The following is a 19,981-nucleotide window of genomic DNA, read 5'->3' as shown; positions in this document are numbered from 1 at the left end:
CCTTCGTCGACCGTGGACGGGTCTTGTCAGCAGACCCCGTCATTCCCCGGCCGGAAGTCTACCCACTAGGGGTGGTCCGCGAGGTTCGCGCGTCGCATCTAACAGCCAGATGCAGCTACTTTTTCGCAACCTGGACGTTCGACCTAGCGACCTAATCCGCGATAGTTCCATCCGGCGGCACGCCAGACCTTCGGATCGAGGCAATTTCTGGCGTCGACGATCACGCGTCGACGAACAAGGGGTTCCAGATCGGCAGGCACGAGTGAGGCGAACTCGTCCCATTCGGTCGCGATCAAAACGACATCAGCATTCTTGCAGGCGTCTGACGTGGAGGTTGCGTAGTGCAGGGTGGGAAACAGTCGGCGAGAATTGTCCATCGCCTTCGGATCGAAGACGGTAACTGCCGCCCCGTGAAGCTGCATCATTCCCGCCACGTTCAGCGCAGGCGAATCGCGAACATCGTCGGATTCGGGTTTGAATGCGGCCCCGAGCACCGACACGTTAGCTCCCAGCAAACCGCCTTCGCAGGCTGCCGTCACCAGTTCCACTGCTTTTGTTCGTCGCCGCATGTTGATGCTGTCGACCTCACGAAGAAAGTACAGCGCTTGGTCTACACCCAACTCGCCGGCGCGTGCCATGAAAGCCCGAATGTCCTTCGGCAGGCAACCACCGCCGAACCCCAAGCCCGCATTCAGAAACCGCCTGCCGATCCGGTCGTCGTATCCCAGAGCGTCTGCCAACATCGAGACATCGGCGCCGGTGGCCTCACACACCTCCGCAATCGCGTTGATGAAGGACACCTTGGTCGCGAGAAACGCATTCGCAGATCCTTTGACCAACTCGGATGTAGCCAGATCGGTCACGAGGAACGGCACCCCCGCACCTAGCATCTCGGCGTACACCTCACGAAGAACACCTTCGGCATTTCCCGGTCGATCACGATCAACCCCCAGAACCAACCGATCAGGGCTCAGGGTGTCCGCGATGGCGTGCCCCTCACGCAGAAACTCCGGATTCCAGGCCACCTCGACGGCGTCACCCGCGGGCGCAGTGGCCCGCAGTCGCTCGCCGAGAGCCGCAGCCGTCCCCACCGGGACGGTCGACTTGCCGACGATAAGCGAAGGCCGTAGGAGGAACGGCGCCAACATGTCGATCACCGAATGAACGTGACTCAGATCCGCGGCGTACTCCCCCTTCTTCTGCGGAGTCCCCACCCCGACAAAATGAATGTCGGCGAATTCCGCGGCGTCGGCGTAGGACGTCGTGAACCGGAGCCGACCAGCCCCCAGATTCTTCTCGAGCATTTCGGTCAGGCCCGGCTCGAAGAACGGGACCTCCCCCCGAGACAACTTGTCGACCTTGGACTGGTCGATGTCGACTCCCAGCACGTCGTGGCCCAGTTCGGCCATACACACTGCGTGGGTCGCCCCCAGGTATCCCGTTCCGAACACGGTCATTTTCATGTGTTGTTGGTATGCGCCCGAACTTTCCGACACGCGTACGCGAGGTGGGCGCGAAACCAACATCGGGCGTACGACGAGTGCGTCGCGCCTGCGACCTATGCTTCTGCCATGCACGTTCTCTTTGTCTGTACGGGAAATATCTGCCGATCACCTACCGGTGAACGCCTGGCGCGTGCCTATGCCGCCGAAGCCGGGGCCACCGGATTCACCGCTTCGAGTGCCGGCACCCGGGCGATGGTCGGACACCCGATCGAGCCGACTGCGGCACGGGTTCTCGCGGGTCTCGGCGGCGAACCCGGAGAGTTTCAAGCCCGACGTCTGACGACGGCGCTGGCTGCGGATGCCGATCTCATTCTCACGATGACCGAAAGTCACCGGGACAAAGTCCTGGCGATGGCTCCGACCCGACTGAAGCGCACCTTCACCCTTCGAGAGGCCGCACGGTTGGCCACGCTCGCCGACGCCGGCAGTGTCGACGATCTCGCCGCCGCCAGACCGCGTTTTCGTGCCACCGAACCCGAGGACGTCACGGATCCGATGGGTAAGGAAGAGAAGCTCTTTCACGAGATCGGACTTCAGATCGCCGACCTCGTGGGCCCGTTGCTCAGCCGACTTCGCTTCGGTGAGGGCTGAGCGACGGCACCGCGGTCAACTGCGGTAGCGACTTGTCCGACTCGTAGGAGTAGCTGTACTCGTATGCATTACGTCCTCGAGACGGAGTCATCGTGATGACAGTGCCCAGGACGTGTGCTCCCACGCTCTGCAGGTTTCCGACGGCGCGCGCCAGTTGATCACGCTTCGTGGAGCCGTGTCGGGCGATCACCAGAGCGCCGTCCGACATGGCAGCCAGAACTGCAGCGTCCGTGACGGGTAGCAGCGGAGAGGCGTCGATGATGACGTAGTCGTATCGCGCCCGCAGTTCCTCCAGAACGTGTTTGGCCGTGTCCGTGCCGAGCAGTTCGCTCGGGTTCGGCGGGATCGGTCCCGAGGCCAGCACGGTCAGCCCGGCGAATTCGGTCGGCTGCAGCACGTCATCCAGGGTCGCTTGACCAGAGAGTACCGAACTGACACCGACGCTCCCGATCAATCCCAGGTACTTCGATACCCGCGGCTTCCGGAGATCACCTTCCATCAGACAGACCGATTTACCTGCCTCTGCCAAGACCAATGCGATGTTCACTGCCGTGGTTGTCTTACCTTCGGAGGGAAGCGAACTCGTGACGACAATCGCGCGAGGTGGGTGATCGACTTCGAGGAACTGAAGGTTGGTGCGCAATTCGCGGAACGCTTCGGCACTCACGGAATTACCTTCACTGAAAGCAATCGTGTGGTTGACTTCGACATCCTTGTCGAACGGGATTGTGCCCACCATCGCCGAACCCGCGATCTCTTCCACTGTTCGACGATCCTTCACCGTGTTGTCGAGTCGATCGCGAATCAGCGCAAGAGCGATCCCCAACAGCAGTCCCGCCACTGCTCCGAGCGCGAGGTTGCGCGAAGTCTTGGGTGACACGGGAACAGTCGGCTCTTGAGCTTGCTGCTCGACGACCACACGCGCAGGCGGTGTTCCGCCGTTCTCGGGTGTCTCCAGTTCCTTTGCCAATGCGACGAATTCGGATGAGAGAGTGTTCGCGATCTCGCGTGCGAGTTCCGGTGACGCGTCCTTGACCGCGAGGTCGATCAACACAGTGTCGGGCGCCGACGTTGCAGTGACCTTGGAGGCCAACTCGTCAGCCGACATCCCGCCGACCACTCTCGGCCCCAGTTCGTCGATCGTCCGCTGTGCGAGCGTTCGACCCGTCAGAAGTTTTGTATACGACAGAACTCGCTGCTGCGACAGCTGGCTACCTTGAAGTGCCTCGTTGACCGAGGTTCCCGCCGACGTCGACACGAACAACCGGGTCGAGGCCTGGTAGATCGGTGTCGAAAGAAGGGACGCACCAAGTGCTCCCAGGATTCCGAGCACGGTTACGACCGCGACTGTCCGCCACCTGGCTTGTAATATCTTGAGGTAGTCGATTATTTCCATCTTGATGTCTCCTTCGGCTCACGCATGCCCACTGCGGGTCTGAGCGGTTGTTGCCGGTCAGGCCGCGAGGGCGAACCGGGCTTTCTCAACTTCGATATCGATCAACTGCAGCAGGCACCGTGCCCTGTGCTCACGGACGTCCCAATCCGCGGTATGTCCAACCCGCGCCTCGCCAGCCGGCTGGCGACAGGCAGTTACGCCCGTCGACGATCACTTTCTTGCGAACCACCGAGTCGAGATCAGACGGTTGCAACTTCAAGAATTCGGGCCACTCGGTCAATACCAGGACGACATCGGCACCTTCACAGGCCTCCAACGCATTTGCCGAGTAGGTCAGTGTCGGGAAGAGCGCGCGCGAATTGTCCATGGCCTTCGGGTCGTACACATTCACTGCGGCACCTTGGAGCTGAATCTGACCCGCGACATTGAGTGCCGGCGAGTCACGAACGTCGTCCGAGTCAGGCTTGAATGCGGCACCCAGAACTGCAACTCGCGCGCCGAGCAGCGACCCGCATGCCTCCCGAGCCAATTCGACCATTCGGGTACGTCTGCGCATATTGATGTTGTCGACTTCGCGCAGGAACGTCAGTGCTTGGTCGGCACCGAGTTCCCCGGCGCGGGCCATGAAGGCACGGATGTCCTTCGGCAAACATCCTCCGCCGAAACCAATTCCCGCGTTGAGGAATCGACGTCCGATCCGAACGTCGTGCCCGATCGCGTCGGCGAGCACCGTGACGTCGGCGCCCGCGGCCTCGCACACTTCGGAGATCGCGTTGATGAACGAGATCTTCGTGGCCAGGAAAGCATTCGCCGACGCTTTGACCAACTCCGCCGTCGCAAGGTCCGTGACAAGAAACGGAATCCCCTCATCGATGAGCTCTGCATAAACTTCGCGCGCAACAGATTCTGCCCGACCGCGGACATTTCGATCGACCCCGAGCACCAGCCGGTCCGGGTGCAACGTGTCCTGGACGGCAAATCCTTCACGGAGAAACTCGGGATTCCACGCGACTTCGACGCCGTCACCGATCGGTGCCAGTTCCCGCGCGCGCTTACCGAGCCGTTCCGCGGTTCCCACCGGCACCGTGGACTTGCCGAAGATGACCGAGGGTTTGGTGAGCAGCGGTGCCAAAGTCTCGATCACCGCGTCCACGTAGGTCATGTCCGCGGCGAACTCGCCCTTCTTCTGCGGCGTCCCGACGCCGAGGAAGAACACGTCCGCAAATTCTGCGGCTTCCTCGTACGACGACGTGAACTTCAGTCGCCCTCGATCGATGTTTCTTCGTAGGACCTCGCCCAACCCTGGCTCGTAGAACGGAACTTCACCTGCTGCCAGTTTCTCCAGCTTTGCCGCATCGACATCCACTCCGAGGACCTCGTGACCGAGTTCGGCCATACAGGCCGCGTGTGTCGCGCCCAGGTATCCCGTGCCGAATACTGCTATGCGAGTGCTCATGTTGCTCGATCTGCTTTCTCGAGAGTGTGCGAAGTGTGTTGATGGGAAAAGCGATTCAGGTGCGTACGGCACCGATGTTGTCGCGGTACCACGAGACTGTCGACGCGATACCCTCGCGTAATCCGATCGTCGGCCGCCACCCGAGTTCACGAATCATGCTCACGTCCAGAAGTTTCTGCATCGTTCCGTCCGGCTTCGAGGTGTCCCACCGCGTCTCTCCGGTGTATCCGACCTCCGCGGCGACTATCGAAGCGATCTCACGAACTGTGTGATCCTCGCCGGTTCCGACGTTGACATGCGATGCACCGTCGTAGTTTTCGAGCAGATGTAGACACGCCGACGCCAGATCGTCGACATGCAGGAATTCACGGCGCGGGTTGCCACTCCCCCAGTTGACAACCGACTGGACTGCGGACGACTGCGCCTCGTCGTAACGCCGAACGAGTGCGGGAAGTACGTGCGATCCGCGTGGCGAGAAATTGTCTCCCGGGCCGTACAGGTTGGTGGGCATAGCCGAGATCCAGGGGCGACCATGCTGCCGCCTGGCAGCTTGGACGTGGAGTATTCCCGCGATCTTTGCAATTGCGTAGGCGTCGTTGGTCGGCTCGAGATGACCGGTGAGGAGGTATTCCTCCTTGATCGGTTGCGGCGCCAATTTCGGGTAAATGCACGATGATCCGAGGAACAGGAGACGCTCGACACCATGCGCGAGGGCGGCGTCGAGCACGTTCACCTGGATGCGCAGATTCTCCGACAGGAAGTCGACGAGGAACGTGCTGTTCGCCGCAATCCCACCAACTTTTGCCGCTGCGAGGATCACGTTGGTCGGCTTTTCGCGGGCGAAGAAATCGAAAACAGCTTCCCGGTCACGTAGATCGAGTTCGGCCGATGTCTTTCCGAGCAACCTGGAGAAGCCGACAGATTCCAGGTGTCGCCACACCGAAGAGCCGACCAAACCTCGGTGTCCAGCCACGTAGAACGGTGCGTCTCGATCGAGGGGTCGCGGCGCGAACGAATCACTCATCGCGTCGCCAACCAGTCGGGAAGTGCCGGAGTGTCGATCCACGGTCGCCCTTCGTGCTCGAGCGCTTCGACGTCTGCGTCGACCATGATCCGGGCCAGTTCGGGTGTGTGGACGCCGGCCTTCCAACCGAGCTTGCGCTCGGCATGACTCGGATCCCCGATCAGTGCGTCCACCTCGGTCGGCCGAAGATACCGTTCGTCGAATCGAACGTGGTTTTCCCAGTTCAGACCTGCATGTTCGAAAGCGACGGCGAGGAAGTCGCGCACCGAGTAGTTGCCACCGGTGGCGAGCACAAAATCCTCAGGCTCGTCGACCTGCAGCATGCGCCACATTCCCTCCACGTACTCCGGCGCGTATCCCCAGTCGCGAATCGCATCGAGATTGCCCATGTACAGGTGATCCTCGATACCCGCCTTGATACGTGCGACTGCGCGCGTGATCTTCCGCGTCACGAATGTCTCACCACGCCTGGGTGACTCGTGATTGAACAGAATTCCGTTCACGGCGAAGATCCCGTACGCCTCACGATAGTTCTTGGTGATCCAGTACGAGTACACCTTCGCCGCACCGTAGGGCGAGCGAGGGTAGAACGGTGTCTCCTCGTTCTGCGGTGGTGGTGTCGCACCGAACATCTCGGAGCTCGATGCCTGGTAGAACCGGCAGTCGAGTCCGGCCATCCGAACCGCTTCGAGTAGTCGGATCGACCCGACGCCGGTGGTGTTCCCGGTGTGTTCGGGTTCGTCGAAGCTCACTCTGACGTGAGACTGCGCAGCGAGGTTGTACACCTCGTCCGGCTTGATCTGCGCGAGCAGCGTCACCAGACGCGCTCCGTCACTGAGGTCACCGTAGTGAAGAAAGAGTCGAGCACCTGCATCGTGCGGGTCCACGTAGATGTGGTTGATCCTCGAAGTGTTGAACGTCGAAGATCTACGGATCAGTCCGTGAACCTCATAGCCTTTGGAGAGCAGCAACTCGGCGAGGTAAGAGCCGTCCTGCCCCGTGATTCCGGTAATCAGTGCGCGTTTCATCCTGCGTTCCTTCCGTTGCGGGACAGCCCGCCTGATGGTTGCGAATCCACGGTTGTGGTCCGTATTCCTCCGAATCGCTCGGCGGTCTTGATCTTGCTCATGTGCGTCCCCCCGAACGGCCGAAGACATTTCGTATGTCACGTGATGCCAGCCGGAGGAAAGTCGAGTTACCGAACAGGTAGCGTCGCCATAGACGCTTGGGTTCCGACACAAGTCGATACAGCCACTCGAAACCCGAGTTCTGGACGAAAGTTGGTGCTTCGGAAACAGTTCCCGCCAGGAAATCGAAGGCGGCACCCACTCCGACGGCCACGTAGTCGGTTCGGTCTGCTATCGCCTTCGTGACAAAATCCTGCTTGGGTGCACCCAGACCGACCCACACGATGTCCGGCGACGACGGACCGACCTTCGTGATGATGTCGTCGACGAACTCCTTGCTGAACTCGGCAAACGGTGGCGCATAGGTGCCGGCCACCTTGATGCCCGGGTACAACTCCTCTACTCGCTCTGTCAAGAGACTCAACGTCTCTTCTGTCGTGCCGACAAAATGGTGACGAAGCCCGTAGCGGCGTCCCTTGTCCAGCGTGGCCTCGAAGAACGACGGACCGCGAACTGGTCGCACACCGATCTGATCGGAAATGGCACCGCCACCTGTCAACCGCATGACCCAGCTGACCGGGGTTCCGTCTGCGAAGTTCACTCCGGGGCCTTTCAGCACTGCGGAGTAGTCGCGATCATTGTGTGCCGCCGACACGCAGTAGGAATTCGACAACCTCACGGAGACTCCGGTTCCCACCCCCTCCCGCCTCTCGTTGACTACCCAATCGGTAGCTCCCTCGAGATTGGTCGCGGCAAACGGAATGCCACCTACCTCGATGACCTCGAACGGACTGCTCATCTGTCTCACCACTTTTCCGAGTTCGTTTGTTGACGTTCATTGCACTGGCCGTAACTGCGCGACAAGATCGATTCCAACCTGGATCGAGTCCAATCACGTTGCGGTTCAAAGAGAGAAAGCTCGGTCTCGACAATCGATCGAGCAATACGCGCGGGAAGTGTGGATGCCGGCGCAACCGGAATCGCCACGGCGTTCCGACCGGCCAGAGTCGGTACACCGCCGAGATCCAAACAGACCACCGGGAGGCCCACCGCGGCAGCTTCGGCGGCCACCCAACCGCCGGAATCGTGCATGCTCGGGAAGAGCAAGGCCGAGGAGGCCCCCATCTCCCTCATCACTTCCGATCTGTCGCGCCACCCGTGAAGCGTGATCTGACCGCGCCCGTAGGGCAGCGACTTCTCGATTCGCGCTCGCGCGGGCCCTTCCCCGACAAAGGTCATGGACCAATCGGTACCGAGATGCTCGAGCGCGTCGAGTATCAGGTCGATCCCCTTGTACTGCAACAGCCTTCCCACAAAGAGCAGTTTTCGTTTCGGTCTGGGTACCGGTTGAACTTCGATTCCGTCGTAGTCCAGAACACAATTGGGCTGGACGACGACGTCGCAGGCTCGCGGGGCCCCGCGGCCGCTGTCGGAGTTCATCGCGATGAAGGTGTCGACGCGCCCGGACACGAAGATGTGGGTCAGTGCCCGTACGACTTTCGTCGAGCAGGTGCGAACAGCCGTGGTGGTCAGGTATCGCATACCGACACTCCTGGCGAGTGACATCGGCGGGTAGGTGTTTCCGCCGGCAGGCCCCCACACGAGTCGTTTGCCACCGACTCCACCGAACAGCACCGGTGGGGGCAGCCAGTCGGAGGCGAACGTTGCGTGGTGAAGGACGTCGAAGTGTGCCGCTTCACGCCGAACGAACAGTGAAGTGTGCCAGAGCCATCGGAGGTATCGACCGTACGATCCGGCTTCTTCCGCGGTCAACGTCGCCATTCGCACGACTCGAACTTCGCAACCGAGTTGTTCACACGCGGATTCCAACGTGGGAGCCTCACCGGAGCGAGTCACCACCGTGATCGACTCACACAGTTCGGAAGCCGCCGAGAGAAGCGCCCAACCCGCCCCGGACTCACTCCCCTGATTCGGATCGCAGGCGTATGCCGTCATCAACAACCGTGTCATCGCGCTACCTCCAGCCTCTGTGCGCGTGGCATCCGAGAATCGTGGCGACCGAATTGCTGTGAGAACCACCCAATGTTGCGTGCACCGTGATCGAGAATGATGCGTTTGACACGCGGGCTGAACACGGCGACAGGTGTCGCCACGGCCGCTGCGAGTACGAGAGCAGCTCGCTTGACGATCTGAACCGTCAACTGCGGCGCGGTGAGTTGTCCCTGACAGAGCGCCAGGATCCGGCCGTTGTTGACGTATCGTGCGAAGAGCCAGGAATCCCGACGCCGATCCGCGTCGACGGGTTCGTACGCAATTGCCTCGTCGCACCACAGCAACCGGACACCGCCGGCGCACATCCGGAGTGTGAACTCGGTGTCCTCGCCGCCAGGTAGATCCCAATCGTCACTGAAGTTCAAGCCGTTCAAAGCCTTCAGGTCCAACAACAGGTTTCCAGCACCTGCCGACGCAACAGGAGTGCCGGTGGTGTGGCGAACACGGGCGTGCAATGGAAGTTCTGAAGCAGGCAGACCCACCGGAATCACAGGACCGGCCACGGCACCCGCGTCGAAATCTGCGGCGCAGGTGAGGAGATTCGACAGCCAGTCGACATCGACATATTCGTCGTCGTCGACGAACACGATGTATCGACGTTCTCGCGCGTTGGCGAGATCGACAAGTGCACGTCGCGCTGCCGATACCCCGCCGAACCCGAGATGCAGTCGCTCGATCCCGTCGACGACGTATGTCGGTGTGGTGGAATCAGGATCGTTGTCGCCTACCACGATCTCGGCCGCAACGCCGGCAGCCACGATCGACGCCCTGACGCTGTCAATGCAGTGCGCAAGTGCCGATTCGCGACGGTACGTCAAAATCGCGACCATGACGCCGCTCAGGTCCTTCATGAGAGACCAACCTTCGGCCGAGAGACGTCGTTCATCGAGACCAGGAGCACGACGCTCGCACTGACACCAGCCGATACCGCCAATGCTCCTGCGACATAGACGGCATCGTCGGACAATCCCGCTCCGAGAACGATCAGAAACTGCAGCGGCAGCAGCAATGCGCGAAATGTGTTGAGCGTTCCGGTCTTGTCCACGACTCGAATCGACGTTCCTACACCCAGAAGAATCCCGTTGAACGCCACTGCCAGTCCGCACAGCAGAATGACCGGCATCAAGTTCGGGAAATGCGGCCCAACCAGGTGATCCGTCAATCGAACTCCCGAGAGCCGAATCTCGAGCACGAGACAGATCAGCGAAACGCAGACGATCGAGACGAGGAAGATCCGCAATCCCACTCGGCGACCGAGTGCCATGCACTCGCTCGGGCTCATCGATTCGACACCACTTCCGAACTTGCGCATCAGGATCGGCGAGATACCTGCGAACATCAAGGACAGTGGACCGAGCAGTGTCTGGGCAGTTCTGATCTCACCGATCATCGAGATCGATGCCACCACGGTCAGTATCAAGAACATTGCCTGCTGCGCAGCTGATCCCATCAATATCTCGATCGCGAACGGCACGGATCTGTATCGGTGCGTGCGCGAGTACCTGATCGACGGCACCGGCGGCACCAGACGCATGGATGCGTGACCGAGAGCGAGCGCAACGAAGACACCGACCGTGTAGGTCACGAGAGCAAGTGTCAGATTCTCGACCAGGAAAGCTGCAATAAGTACGAACGAGAGTGTCACGATCTGTATCGACGCGGAGATCCAACTCGCACCATCGTGCATCAACATCGTGCGTATCACGTCGAAGATCACGAAACCAACTGCGGCCAAGGCATATACCGTGAGATTCATCGAGTCCGACCCGGCGATCAAGAACAGTGCCCACACCGATGTCACCGATACTGCCGACAGCACCATCGTGGGGGCCAAAGCCGGCCGACGCTCGTCGGACCTCGCTCCTCGTGAGAGCCAGACGTCGACGCCGATCGCTCGCCCCAGCGCCAGTGCCAACAAACCCGCCGATTGAATGACGGCAACCTGGCCGACTTCGATCGGACCACCGAGTCGTGCCACCGAGGTGAGAACGACAAAAGTAAGGATGCTCGAAAGTCCCTGATCCGCCATGAATGTCACATGCCGCGTGCGATCGTTCACGAGCTCACCTCGTTGATGAGCTCACGCATCGACGTCGCCGCCTTGCGCGAGGTGAAGCGACTCGCGTAGTGACGATATGCGGATTTGCGTATCGCGGATCGGTCGTCCGCTCCGAGGATCCGTGCGAGTGCCTCGCGGATCGACGATTCTTCCAGGGAATGAAGGGGCGTTCCGCCCGGTCCGACGATGTCCGCGAGTGCACCGCTGGTTGCGTAGATGACGGGGGTACCCACCGACATCGATTCGATCGCGACGCGTCCGAACGGCTCTGCCCATTGAGATGGCACCACGGACGCCGCACTGTGGCGGAGTATCTCGATCACATCTTCGTGTGCCGTGAATCCGGCCATCGTGACGTTGTCGAGAGCTGCACTCAAGCTGGAGATCTCGCCATACTGCGGTCCGTCACCGAGAACTGTGAGGGAGGGGCTTCCGGCACCCTGGGGCCAGTTACGCACCAAGTCGAGGACGCCCTTCTCGGGTGTCAGTCGGCTGACACACACAACCGAATCGTTGCTCCGGAATTCGGGTTCATTTTCTTCGAATCCGAAGTTCGGACGAACCACGACGCGGTCGGATTCGATCAGTCGTCCCGCGACCAGACGTGCTGTCATCGCGCTCGTTGCGACGAACCTGTGTTGCTTCCACCCCAAGACGCTGAGCTTGACCGCCGCAGCGCTCAGGTAGCAGACAAGGCTTTGCAGTCGGCTGTTCCCGTAGCATCCGTTGCGGACACAACTCGTGAAGTAGTTGGTGGAACCGCATTCGGTGCACGTGCCATCGGCGCGTAACTTGGCCGAGGGTGTGACCAGGCGATAGTTCCGAACCGCCTGCAGCGTAGGAATTCCGGCGACTCTTGCGGCCACGAGCAACGAAGCCGAAAACGCCGGCCAGAGGTTGTTGACGTAAACGATGTCCGGCCGCTCCGTGCGGATGATTCGCAACGCATCGACGAGTACCCGGAGGCTGAACACTGCCGTGGCGCCCGCCCACGGTCTCCGCGAGATCTTGGAGTTTTCGGTGGTGCACCGAACCGTCTCGTACCCGATCGATTCGAGGAGTCTGGACTCGTTTGCGAAGCTCTGTTCCTCACCACCCGGATTTCGATAGATCGCATGGAACATCAACGCTTTCGGTGCCGCCGATCGAACGTCGGGCATCGGGCTCACATCGGTCTCCGTGCGGGTTACATCGAATGACTTGTACATCTCATTCGCCTCCTCTTCGCGGCGAAACGGATTTGTTGGCGATGTTCTTGTCGGTACGGCCCCCACCGATAGACAGTTCGGCGCTGCGGGGACCGTGTGAACGGGGTGTGGAGGGTCCGTACGGAGCCAGGAAGACCCACACGATCAACCACATAGCGCCGAAGAAGAGCGTCGACTCCGTCAAGTCCATCGAGAAGACGAGAACCATCAGCGCGACGATGGCGATGTACTCGGTCCTGCTGTGAGCACGCGAAAGAGAAGTACTCAAAAGCAGGTAGTAGCCGGCCAACAGCAGCAGGAATCCGATCCAACCGATCTGCAGCCGTATGTCGAGCATTCCGTTGTGTGCGCTGGTCGCCGAGAAAGAAAGCTTGGACCGAATCATCTGCCCCACTGCACTGTCCGGCGCCCACACCGAGCCGAAGCCCCATCCGAGCAGAGGCCGCTGTTCGGCGTAGTAGTTCGAAACGGTCCAGAGGTGGAGCCGGCCGGTCAACGTGGCGTCTCGCGAGAGTAATTCTGCGACATCGGGTCCGAGCACCTTCATCGCGCCGGACACCCCGAGGTACAGGCCGATGATCACAGTCGAGGCGAGGTGACCGTTCGGTGTCCGTCGAAAACACTTCAGAGCAAGAACTGTCGCCAGCGCAATCCCTGCTGCGACGAGACTGGTCTGGCTCCGGGCTTCGAACAACACGATGCCGGCGACAGCCAGCGCCGCCACCCACGGAATCCGCTTGACGTCGGGCAGCATGAGCATGACAGCGACGAGTGCAACTTCGATCGCAGCCATTCGGCCCAAAGTGTTCTTGTGCGTGAAGATTCCGCGATACGTGACAGCGCGTGTGTCCACGTCGATGCCAGTCGAAGGATCGAGGAACACGACCAGCAGTGACAGCACGAGCAGTACCATCAAGGTGAGGGCAACGGTCCGTACTCGCACCGCGAACGTCAACTCACGGGCGACGATGATTCCCGTGATCGCCAGGCACACGATGACGACGCCGGCGACGGCGGAGTTCCGAGGCAACGTCGACCAGTACCAACTGGTTGCCGGGACGACGGCCGCGACCAGAAGCGCGAAGACCGGCCAGGTCGTGTTGCGTGAGTATCGCCGATCGAGGAAGTAGACCAACGCCAGTGTCGCCGCGAGAGCGGCCGAACCGTGTACGAGCAACGATCCGAGCGCTGTCTTCTGCGTGTACGCCTGAAAGGCTCCGCTCGCGCCGATGACCGCGATCACCAGTGCCGTTCGCAAGATCAGCGGATTGTTCGGTTCCTTGTTCTCGCAAGGCGCCGGTGCCGCCTTCTTGTCAGTAGGCGCCATCACTTCCCACCACCGCCTTGAGCGTCTTCGCGACGATCATGACGTCACCCATCATCGACCAGTTGTCGACGTAGGAAAGATCAAGGCGGACAGTGTCTTCCCAGGAAAGATCAGAACGCCCGCTGACCTGCCACAGGCCGGTGACACCGGGCTTGACCAGTAGCCGGCGACTGACCGCACCGTCGTACAACTCGACCTCACGCCGAAGGGGTGGCCGCGGTCCGACGACGCTCATCTCTCGCCGAAGAACATTGACGAACTGGGGCAACTCGTCGATCGAGTATCGACGCATGAATCGACCGACAGTCGTCACGCGCGGATCGTCTCGCATCTTGAAAAGCACTCCGGCGCCTTCGTTCTCCTTCATCAGTGCCGTGACCTGAGAATCCGCATTCTGGACCATCGAGCGGAACTTGAGCATGGGGAACGGCTGACCGTCCAACCCCATCCGCTCGGACTTGTACAGAACCGGACCCTTACTCGTGAGCTTGACGGCGATCGCAGCCGCCAGAAGCACCGGACTGATCACTGTGAGTACCAGCGTCGCGAAGACGATGTCGAAGGTCGTCTTCGTGAACTTCTGTGCGCCGTGATAGCGCGGACGCTCGACATGTATCAGCGGAAATCCAGAGACCGGGCGCATCGACAGCCTCGGCCCGGACACATCCAGAATCCCCGGCGCAACAACAAGGTCCACATGATCGCGCTCGAGATCCCAGGCCAGCTTGCGCAACCCGTCCGGCCCGAGTCGCTCCGACGCCGTCACTGCCACCGTGTCGGCGCCGACCTGTTCGAGCGCGTCGGTGACACTGTGCTCGTCTCCGAGCACCGGAATGTCCCGGCCGTTCACTGCGACAACCTCGCCGACGTCTCCTCCGTAGCCGGGTACACAGACTCCGACGACTCGGTATCCATGGGCATCGTCACGCTCGAGGTTCCGTGCAAGATCGACAACCGCCCCTCGTACACCGACCACGAGTACCGCAGTTCGAAATTCACCTCGCGCTCGCTCTCGAGCAATCACTCGTCGCCAGATCCAACGACTCGCGATCAAGGCCGTCAATCCCATCGGAAATGCCACGGCGAGGTACAGGCGCGCGATCTCGAGGTGGAGGAGAAGGCTGGCGATCGCAATCAATCCGAACAGGCGGAGCGTGCCGACAGCGATCAATCGGTACTCTTCAGGGCCACTTCCGATCACCCGAGGAGATCTGGTGCGAAATACTCTCAGTACAGCGAACCAGCCGATAATCAGGGCGAAAGACAGTGCGGTGTAGCTGAAATGGCCGATCGCTTCGCCGTCGACGACATCAACGTCGCTACCGAAGCGCCACCATTGCGCCAGAAACACAACTGCCGCAACGATAATCGTGTCGGTAATCGCCAGACGACGAAGATACGCAGATTGCCATTTCCTGCGTGCGGATACTCCGCCAGCCCTCTTCGGAGCCTCTCGTCGATGTTGTTGTGGCCGTTCTTCCGTGGGCGCGGCAATCTCGAGAACCGTCATGTTTTCAGAAACCTTTCCCCATGCACAGAACTCGGCGCGAAGTTGTTCCCCGGTCGAGGTCCATCGGACCGCCTTGCCGAATCCCGATACTTCGACGGCGAAGGCCCCGCATTACTGCGTTCAGTGCGAATGGTCGCATTACGTGCGCCTTGTAGTTCAACCGGCGACTAAGGCCGGGCCTAGGCCCAACTGTCGAGTAAATGCGGCATTGCCGCAGCTCACACCCCATGATTGAAGCAGAGTCCATTAACGACCCAAACACGAGGCGATCGGCGATTTCTCGTCGCCCGCTGACGTCGCCAGCCCCGACATTGCCGCGACTCACATCATGGCAACTAGTTGGCTAGCTGGTCAGTACCAGTGAGGAGTTTGCCACATTCCGGACAGTGTGGCAATAGCGCTTTCCTAACTTCTTCCCGGCGCCAGCATTGAGATCAGTTATTCACCGTCCAGGAGGGAACGTACGCGCATGTTTCACCATTGATATTGCGTACCTATAGTTTTCATTGCCTTGGTCAACTGGACTCCACGTTTGTACGGAAACCCGCACGCGGACGGTAAACGCTCTGCAAATCGAACTATCGCCCGTCCGGCCGCACGGCAATTCTGAACAATCGTCCGACAATTCGCCGCTGGGTGCCGCGCCGCGATATGTGAAGGTGAAATCTTCGGCGAATTGGGCCATACCTACCAAGCGAATAGTTCGCAGATCGTAAATGGTTGCAGTACCACATCATTCGCAGTAGTTGCCAGTCCACCGGCCCGAAACTGCAATACGCGGAGGCTGCTACCTCATAAATCCGTCCCGTTACCAACGGCACTCACAGAACGAAGGGCACGTCGACTGACGTTCGTAGACCGCTGGATCTCAATCTATCCAGCTCACCCGAGCCGAATCAGACGTTGACGGGCCGCCTATTGGCCGCATCGACTGGCAGGAAGCGAAATATCGCCGACACCGGAAATCCGTAAGGACGGATGCAAACGCCGACGACCCGACTCGCCATACTCTCACGAGCATCTCCAGTCGGGTCCGGTTCACAGATCGAGCTGTCTGCGACGGGTAGTCGCCTCCCGCGCCCACACGGTAGTTGCTGGCGGAGTCGCTGCAAAACTAATGGGCCCCCGAGCATTGCTCGGGGGCCCATTAGCGCAGACGCGGGTGAAACAAAGGTCAGTATTCGACCCGTTCAGTTGACTGTCGACGGCGTCCGCACTTCGCTGACTGCGTTGACGCCGACCGAACTTCCCACAGCCACGTCAGCGACGACAGGATCGGAATCGTAGTAGTACTTGTATTCGTAAACCCCACGACCGTTCAGCGGGGTCATCGTTATGACAGTGCCGAGAATCGTCGCGCCCACGCTGTGGAGGTTGCCCACCGCCCTGCTCAACTGTTCCCTCTTCGTCGAACCGTGACGAGCGATGACGAGTGCGCCGTCAGCCAGAGCAGACAGAACTGCAGCATCCGTAACCGGAAGCAACGGCGAGGCGTCGATGACGACGTAGTCGAACCTTCTGCGGAGATCGGCAAAAACTGCATGCGCAGTGTCAGTCCCCAGCAATTCGCTCGGGTTCGGAGGAATCGGACCCGAGGCAAGAACCGTCAGGTCCGCATTGCTCGTAACCTGAAGCACGTCGTCCAGATCTGCTTGCCCGGCCAGGACCGAACTGAGCCCAACGCTTCCGATCAGTCCGAGGTACTTCGACACACGCGGCTTGCGGAGGTCACCTTCAACGAGACACACCTTCTTGCCCGCCTCGGCCAACACGAGTGCGATGTTGACTGCGGTCGTGGTCTTACCCTCCGACGGAAGCGAACTCGTGACGACGATGACACTCGGGGGGCGATCCACTGCCAGGAACTGCAAATTGGTTCGTAGTTCACGGTATGCCTCGGCACTGGCGGAGTTGCCTTCGTGGAAGTTGATTGCTTGGTGAACTTCACGTTCCTTGTCGAACGGAATTGTTCCCACCATCGCCGCACCAACGATGTCTTCGACTGTCTTTCGTTCTTTGACAGTGTTGTCCAAGCGGTCACGCAACACGGCCAGTCCGATCCCCAGCAGTAGACCGATCACTGCTCCGAGGGCGACGTTTCTCGTGGTCTTCGGAGATACCGGTTCTACCGGGGTCTGGGCTCGCTGCTCGACAACGACGCGCGCAGGCGCGGTGCCGCCGTTAACGGGCGTGCTCAAATCCTTGACCATGAAGACGAATTCGTCCGAAAGTGCGTTGGCGATATCGCGGGCCAGTTCAGGCGATGTATCTTGCACGCTCAGGTCGAGAAGTACGGTATCCGGTGCCGATGTGGCCGTCACTTTCGATGAAAGCTCCGCGGCAGAAAGCCCTCCGAGCCGATCTGGCCCCACTGCATCGATTGTTCGCTGGGCCAGCGTCTCCCCGGTGAGAAGTTTGGCGTACGAAGTGACCAACTGCTGCGACAGCTGATTGCCTTGGAATGCCTCGTTCACCGTTGTTCCGGTCGAAGTCGACACGAACAGGCGAGTAGACGCCTTGTACACCGGCGTGGCAATCAACGAGGCACCCAATGCTCCCACGATCACGACCACAGTAACGACAGCGACTATCTTCCACCGCGCCTGCAAAGTCTTCAGGTAGTCCCGTACATCCATCGTCGAATCTCCTTCGGCTCGAATACGTATCGCGCATCCGAGCGGTTATCACCGGCCATCGGTCGAGCCACTACCCCCGCTCTTGTCTGAACAGGACAGCCATCCGTATGACGTTCTTTCCACGTATCGCGGCAACAAGCTGGCGGAGTAAAGACACGACGATCCCATTGAACCGAAGACAATGAAGGGTGAGGCCAACTCACTCCTCACTTTCACCGGCCCGGTCTGTCACGTCTTGAACTGCGGCTGATCCCGTGAATCCATGGGAGCGAACACCACGAAGGGCCGAACTGAACCTTACTGTCTCATCACACTTTTCACCACTCCAAGTACCGTATATATCCCATCGCATCACATCTCGTCGTACCGATGAACGACGTAGGCCAAACATCACGCACTGCGCTCGGGACCTAAGTCCGGCAGCGAACGCCAACGATGAACCCACAACATCCGAAGGCAACAATCCGAGACATGACGCCTACTCGTCCGATCGATACGTCGAATCGACCATCGGCGAGCGAATCGACGAACACCGCGGTTCGGTGCGCTACGAATAGTTGACTCGCCAGTAGCCACCGCTCCCCCCAACACGAATGCCGCTGCGCTACTGGGTCTTCTGCCGGATCTCGGACGACGACTGGACGACCAACCAACAGACTTTGGTCCCGACTTCCGATCAGGAGACTGAGTCCGAGACGATCAGGCAAGACACTAAGGCCGTCCGAGCCCTCGGTAGGTCCACCCTGCATCTCGCCAAATTGCCGGCTCGAGACAATTGCGTCCGTCGATGACAACCTTCTTCCGCACAATGTCGTCGAGATTCGAAGGCAGCAACTTCCGAAACTCCGCCCATTCCGTCAGGATCAGGACGACATCTGCACCCGCGCAAGCTTCCTCCGTGTTCGCCGAATAGGTCAAAGTCGGAAACAACGATTTCGAATTCCCCATCGCCTTCGGGTCGTACACACTGACAGCCGCACCTTGAAGTTGAATTTGGCCGGCGACATTCAAGGCCGGTGAGTCTCGAACATCGTCCGAGTCCGGTTTGAAAGCAGCTCCCAGCACAGCTACTCGGGCTCCCAGCAACGATCCACACGCCTCACGCGCCAACTCGACCATCCGCGTCCGACGACGCATGTTGATGTTGTCTACCTCTCGCAAGAATGTAAGAGCTTGATCTGCGCCCAATTCGCCTGCACGGGCCATGAATGCGCGAATGTCCTTGGGGAGGCAACCGCCGCCGAAACCGATTCCGGCGTTGAGGAATTTTCGGCCGATTCTCTCGTCGTGCCCGATTGCGTCCGCCAGCACCGTCACGTCTGCACCCGACGCCTCGCATACTTCCGAAATCGCATTGATGAACGAGATCTTTGTTGCGAGAAAAGCATTGGCCGACGCTTTCACCAACTCCGACGTTGCAAGATCTGTGACGACAAAGGGCGTTCCCTCGTCCAGGATCTTCCCGTAGACCTCGCGTGCGACGGATTCGGCACGCCCCGGGCGCTTGCGGTCCACGCCCAGTACCAAACGGTCGGGGTGCAGCGTGTCCTTGACTGCAAATCCTTCTCGGAGAAACTCCGGGTTCCAAGCCACCTCGACGTCCTGTCCGGCCGGTGACAATTCTCGTGCCCGGATACCAAGCTTCTCTGCGGTACCGACCGGCACTGTGGATTTTCCGAAAATCACGGCAGGTCGCGTCAGTAGCGGAGCGAGACCGTCGACGACTGAATCGACGAACCGCATGTCGGCGGCGAATTCCCCTTTCTTCTGAGGAGTACCCACACCGAGAAAGTGGATGTCCGCAAATTCCGCGGCCTCTTCGTACGATGACGTGAACCGGAGACGACCTGCCGCGATGTTGCGCTGAAGCACCTCTTCGAGTCCTGGCTCGTAGAAGGGGACCTCCCCCGCTTCGAGCATCGCAAGCTTGCTCGGATCGACGTCGACGCCAAGGACTTCGTGTCCCAACTCGGCCATACACGCCGCATGCGTCGCCCCGAGATATCCGGTACCGAAAACAGTCATCCGGCGCGAAATCGATTCGGTCGGGCGGAGCTCAGTCATTGAAAACCTTTCGGTCGAAGTTCGTGTGGACGAGGTGATCGGGGCATCCACTCCCGTGTGGCCGA

The 19,981-nt window shown here is 60.1% G+C and carries 15 protein-coding genes; 1 reads left to right on the top strand and 14 read right to left on the bottom strand.

Annotated elements, in window-relative coordinates:
• Positions 1–143: 143 nt before the first annotated feature.
• Positions 144–1,463, bottom strand: coding sequence for a UDP-glucose dehydrogenase family protein (locus ACFQ6Y_RS18205; RefSeq protein ID WP_378635493.1), 1,320 nt, complete (start codon positions 1,461–1,463; stop codon positions 144–146).
• A 108-nt stretch (positions 1,464–1,571) separates the two neighbouring features.
• Between ACFQ6Y_RS18205 and ACFQ6Y_RS18200 the strand changes: the two genes are divergently transcribed.
• Positions 1,572–2,096 carry a low molecular weight phosphatase family protein gene (locus tag ACFQ6Y_RS18200; protein ID WP_378635490.1) on the top strand — a complete coding sequence of 175 codons (525 nt, stop codon included), beginning with the start codon at positions 1,572–1,574 and terminating at the stop codon, positions 2,094–2,096.
• Here ACFQ6Y_RS18200 and ACFQ6Y_RS18195 read toward each other — a convergent pair.
• The 13 genes from ACFQ6Y_RS18195 to ACFQ6Y_RS18135 all read right to left on the bottom strand — a co-directional run bounded on the left by ACFQ6Y_RS18195 (position 2,068) and on the right by ACFQ6Y_RS18135 (position 19,916).
• On the bottom strand, positions 2,068–3,492 hold the full coding sequence (locus ACFQ6Y_RS18195) for a polysaccharide biosynthesis tyrosine autokinase (RefSeq protein ID WP_378635487.1): 1,425 nt from the start codon (positions 3,490–3,492) through the stop codon (positions 2,068–2,070). The genes ACFQ6Y_RS18200 and ACFQ6Y_RS18195 overlap by 29 nt on opposite strands.
• A gap of 130 nt (positions 3,493–3,622) precedes the next feature.
• The gene (locus ACFQ6Y_RS18190; protein WP_378548381.1) at positions 3,623–4,948 is read right to left on the bottom strand and encodes a UDP-glucose dehydrogenase family protein; all 1,326 of its coding nucleotides are present in this window, start codon (positions 4,946–4,948) and stop codon (positions 3,623–3,625) included.
• 55 nt (positions 4,949–5,003) lie between these two features.
• On the bottom strand, positions 5,004–5,972 hold the full coding sequence (locus ACFQ6Y_RS18185; protein WP_378548378.1) for a GDP-L-fucose synthase family protein: 969 nt from the start codon (positions 5,970–5,972) through the stop codon (positions 5,004–5,006).
• Positions 5,969–7,000, bottom strand: a complete 1,032-nt coding sequence (gmd, locus tag ACFQ6Y_RS18180; protein WP_378548375.1) for a GDP-mannose 4,6-dehydratase — start codon at positions 6,998–7,000, stop codon at positions 5,969–5,971. Before gmd ends, ACFQ6Y_RS18185 begins: the two co-directional genes overlap by 4 nt.
• A gap of 97 nt (positions 7,001–7,097) precedes the next feature.
• A complete protein-coding gene (locus ACFQ6Y_RS18175; RefSeq protein WP_378635485.1) occupies positions 7,098–7,898 on the bottom strand; it encodes a WecB/TagA/CpsF family glycosyltransferase in 801 nt (266 codons plus the stop codon).
• Between the two features lie 5 nt (positions 7,899–7,903).
• A complete protein-coding gene (locus tag ACFQ6Y_RS18170; RefSeq protein WP_378635477.1) occupies positions 7,904–9,070 on the bottom strand; it encodes a glycosyltransferase family 4 protein in 1,167 nt (388 codons plus the stop codon).
• Positions 9,067–9,963 carry a glycosyltransferase family 2 protein gene (locus tag ACFQ6Y_RS18165; protein ID WP_378635474.1) on the bottom strand — a complete coding sequence of 299 codons (897 nt, stop codon included), beginning with the start codon at positions 9,961–9,963 and terminating at the stop codon, positions 9,067–9,069. The genes ACFQ6Y_RS18170 and ACFQ6Y_RS18165 overlap by 4 nt, the downstream gene beginning before the upstream one ends.
• Positions 9,960–11,171 (bottom strand): hypothetical protein, encoded by a 1,212-nt coding sequence (locus ACFQ6Y_RS18160; RefSeq protein ID WP_378635471.1) that lies wholly within the window; start codon positions 11,169–11,171, stop codon positions 9,960–9,962. The genes ACFQ6Y_RS18165 and ACFQ6Y_RS18160 overlap by 4 nt, the downstream gene beginning before the upstream one ends.
• Positions 11,168–12,379: a glycosyltransferase family 4 protein gene (locus tag ACFQ6Y_RS18155; RefSeq protein ID WP_378635467.1), complete on the bottom strand. Its 1,212-nt coding sequence runs from the start codon at positions 12,377–12,379 to the stop codon at positions 11,168–11,170. Before ACFQ6Y_RS18155 ends, ACFQ6Y_RS18160 begins: the two co-directional genes overlap by 4 nt.
• A gap of 1 nt (position 12,380) precedes the next feature.
• Positions 12,381–13,706, bottom strand: coding sequence for an O-antigen ligase family protein (locus ACFQ6Y_RS18150; RefSeq protein WP_378635463.1), 1,326 nt, complete (start codon positions 13,704–13,706; stop codon positions 12,381–12,383).
• Positions 13,693–15,216 (bottom strand): sugar transferase, encoded by a 1,524-nt coding sequence (locus ACFQ6Y_RS18145; protein ID WP_378635459.1) that lies wholly within the window; start codon positions 15,214–15,216, stop codon positions 13,693–13,695. The genes ACFQ6Y_RS18150 and ACFQ6Y_RS18145 overlap by 14 nt, the downstream gene beginning before the upstream one ends.
• Positions 15,217–16,406: 1,190 nt before the next feature.
• A complete protein-coding gene (locus tag ACFQ6Y_RS18140; RefSeq protein ID WP_378635456.1) occupies positions 16,407–17,852 on the bottom strand; it encodes a polysaccharide biosynthesis tyrosine autokinase in 1,446 nt (481 codons plus the stop codon).
• A 711-nt stretch (positions 17,853–18,563) separates the two neighbouring features.
• Positions 18,564–19,916: a UDP-glucose dehydrogenase family protein gene (locus ACFQ6Y_RS18135; protein ID WP_378635451.1), complete on the bottom strand. Its 1,353-nt coding sequence runs from the start codon at positions 19,914–19,916 to the stop codon at positions 18,564–18,566.
• Positions 19,917–19,981 lie beyond the last annotated feature (65 nt).

It is taken from the genome of Rhodococcus sp. NPDC056516 (genome assembly GCF_042794655.1).
Taxonomy (GTDB): Bacteria; Actinomycetota; Actinomycetes; order Mycobacteriales; family Mycobacteriaceae; genus Rhodococcus_F.
The sequence above is the reverse complement of the archived record's forward strand: the minus strand, read 5'-3'. Positions and strand labels throughout refer to the sequence as shown.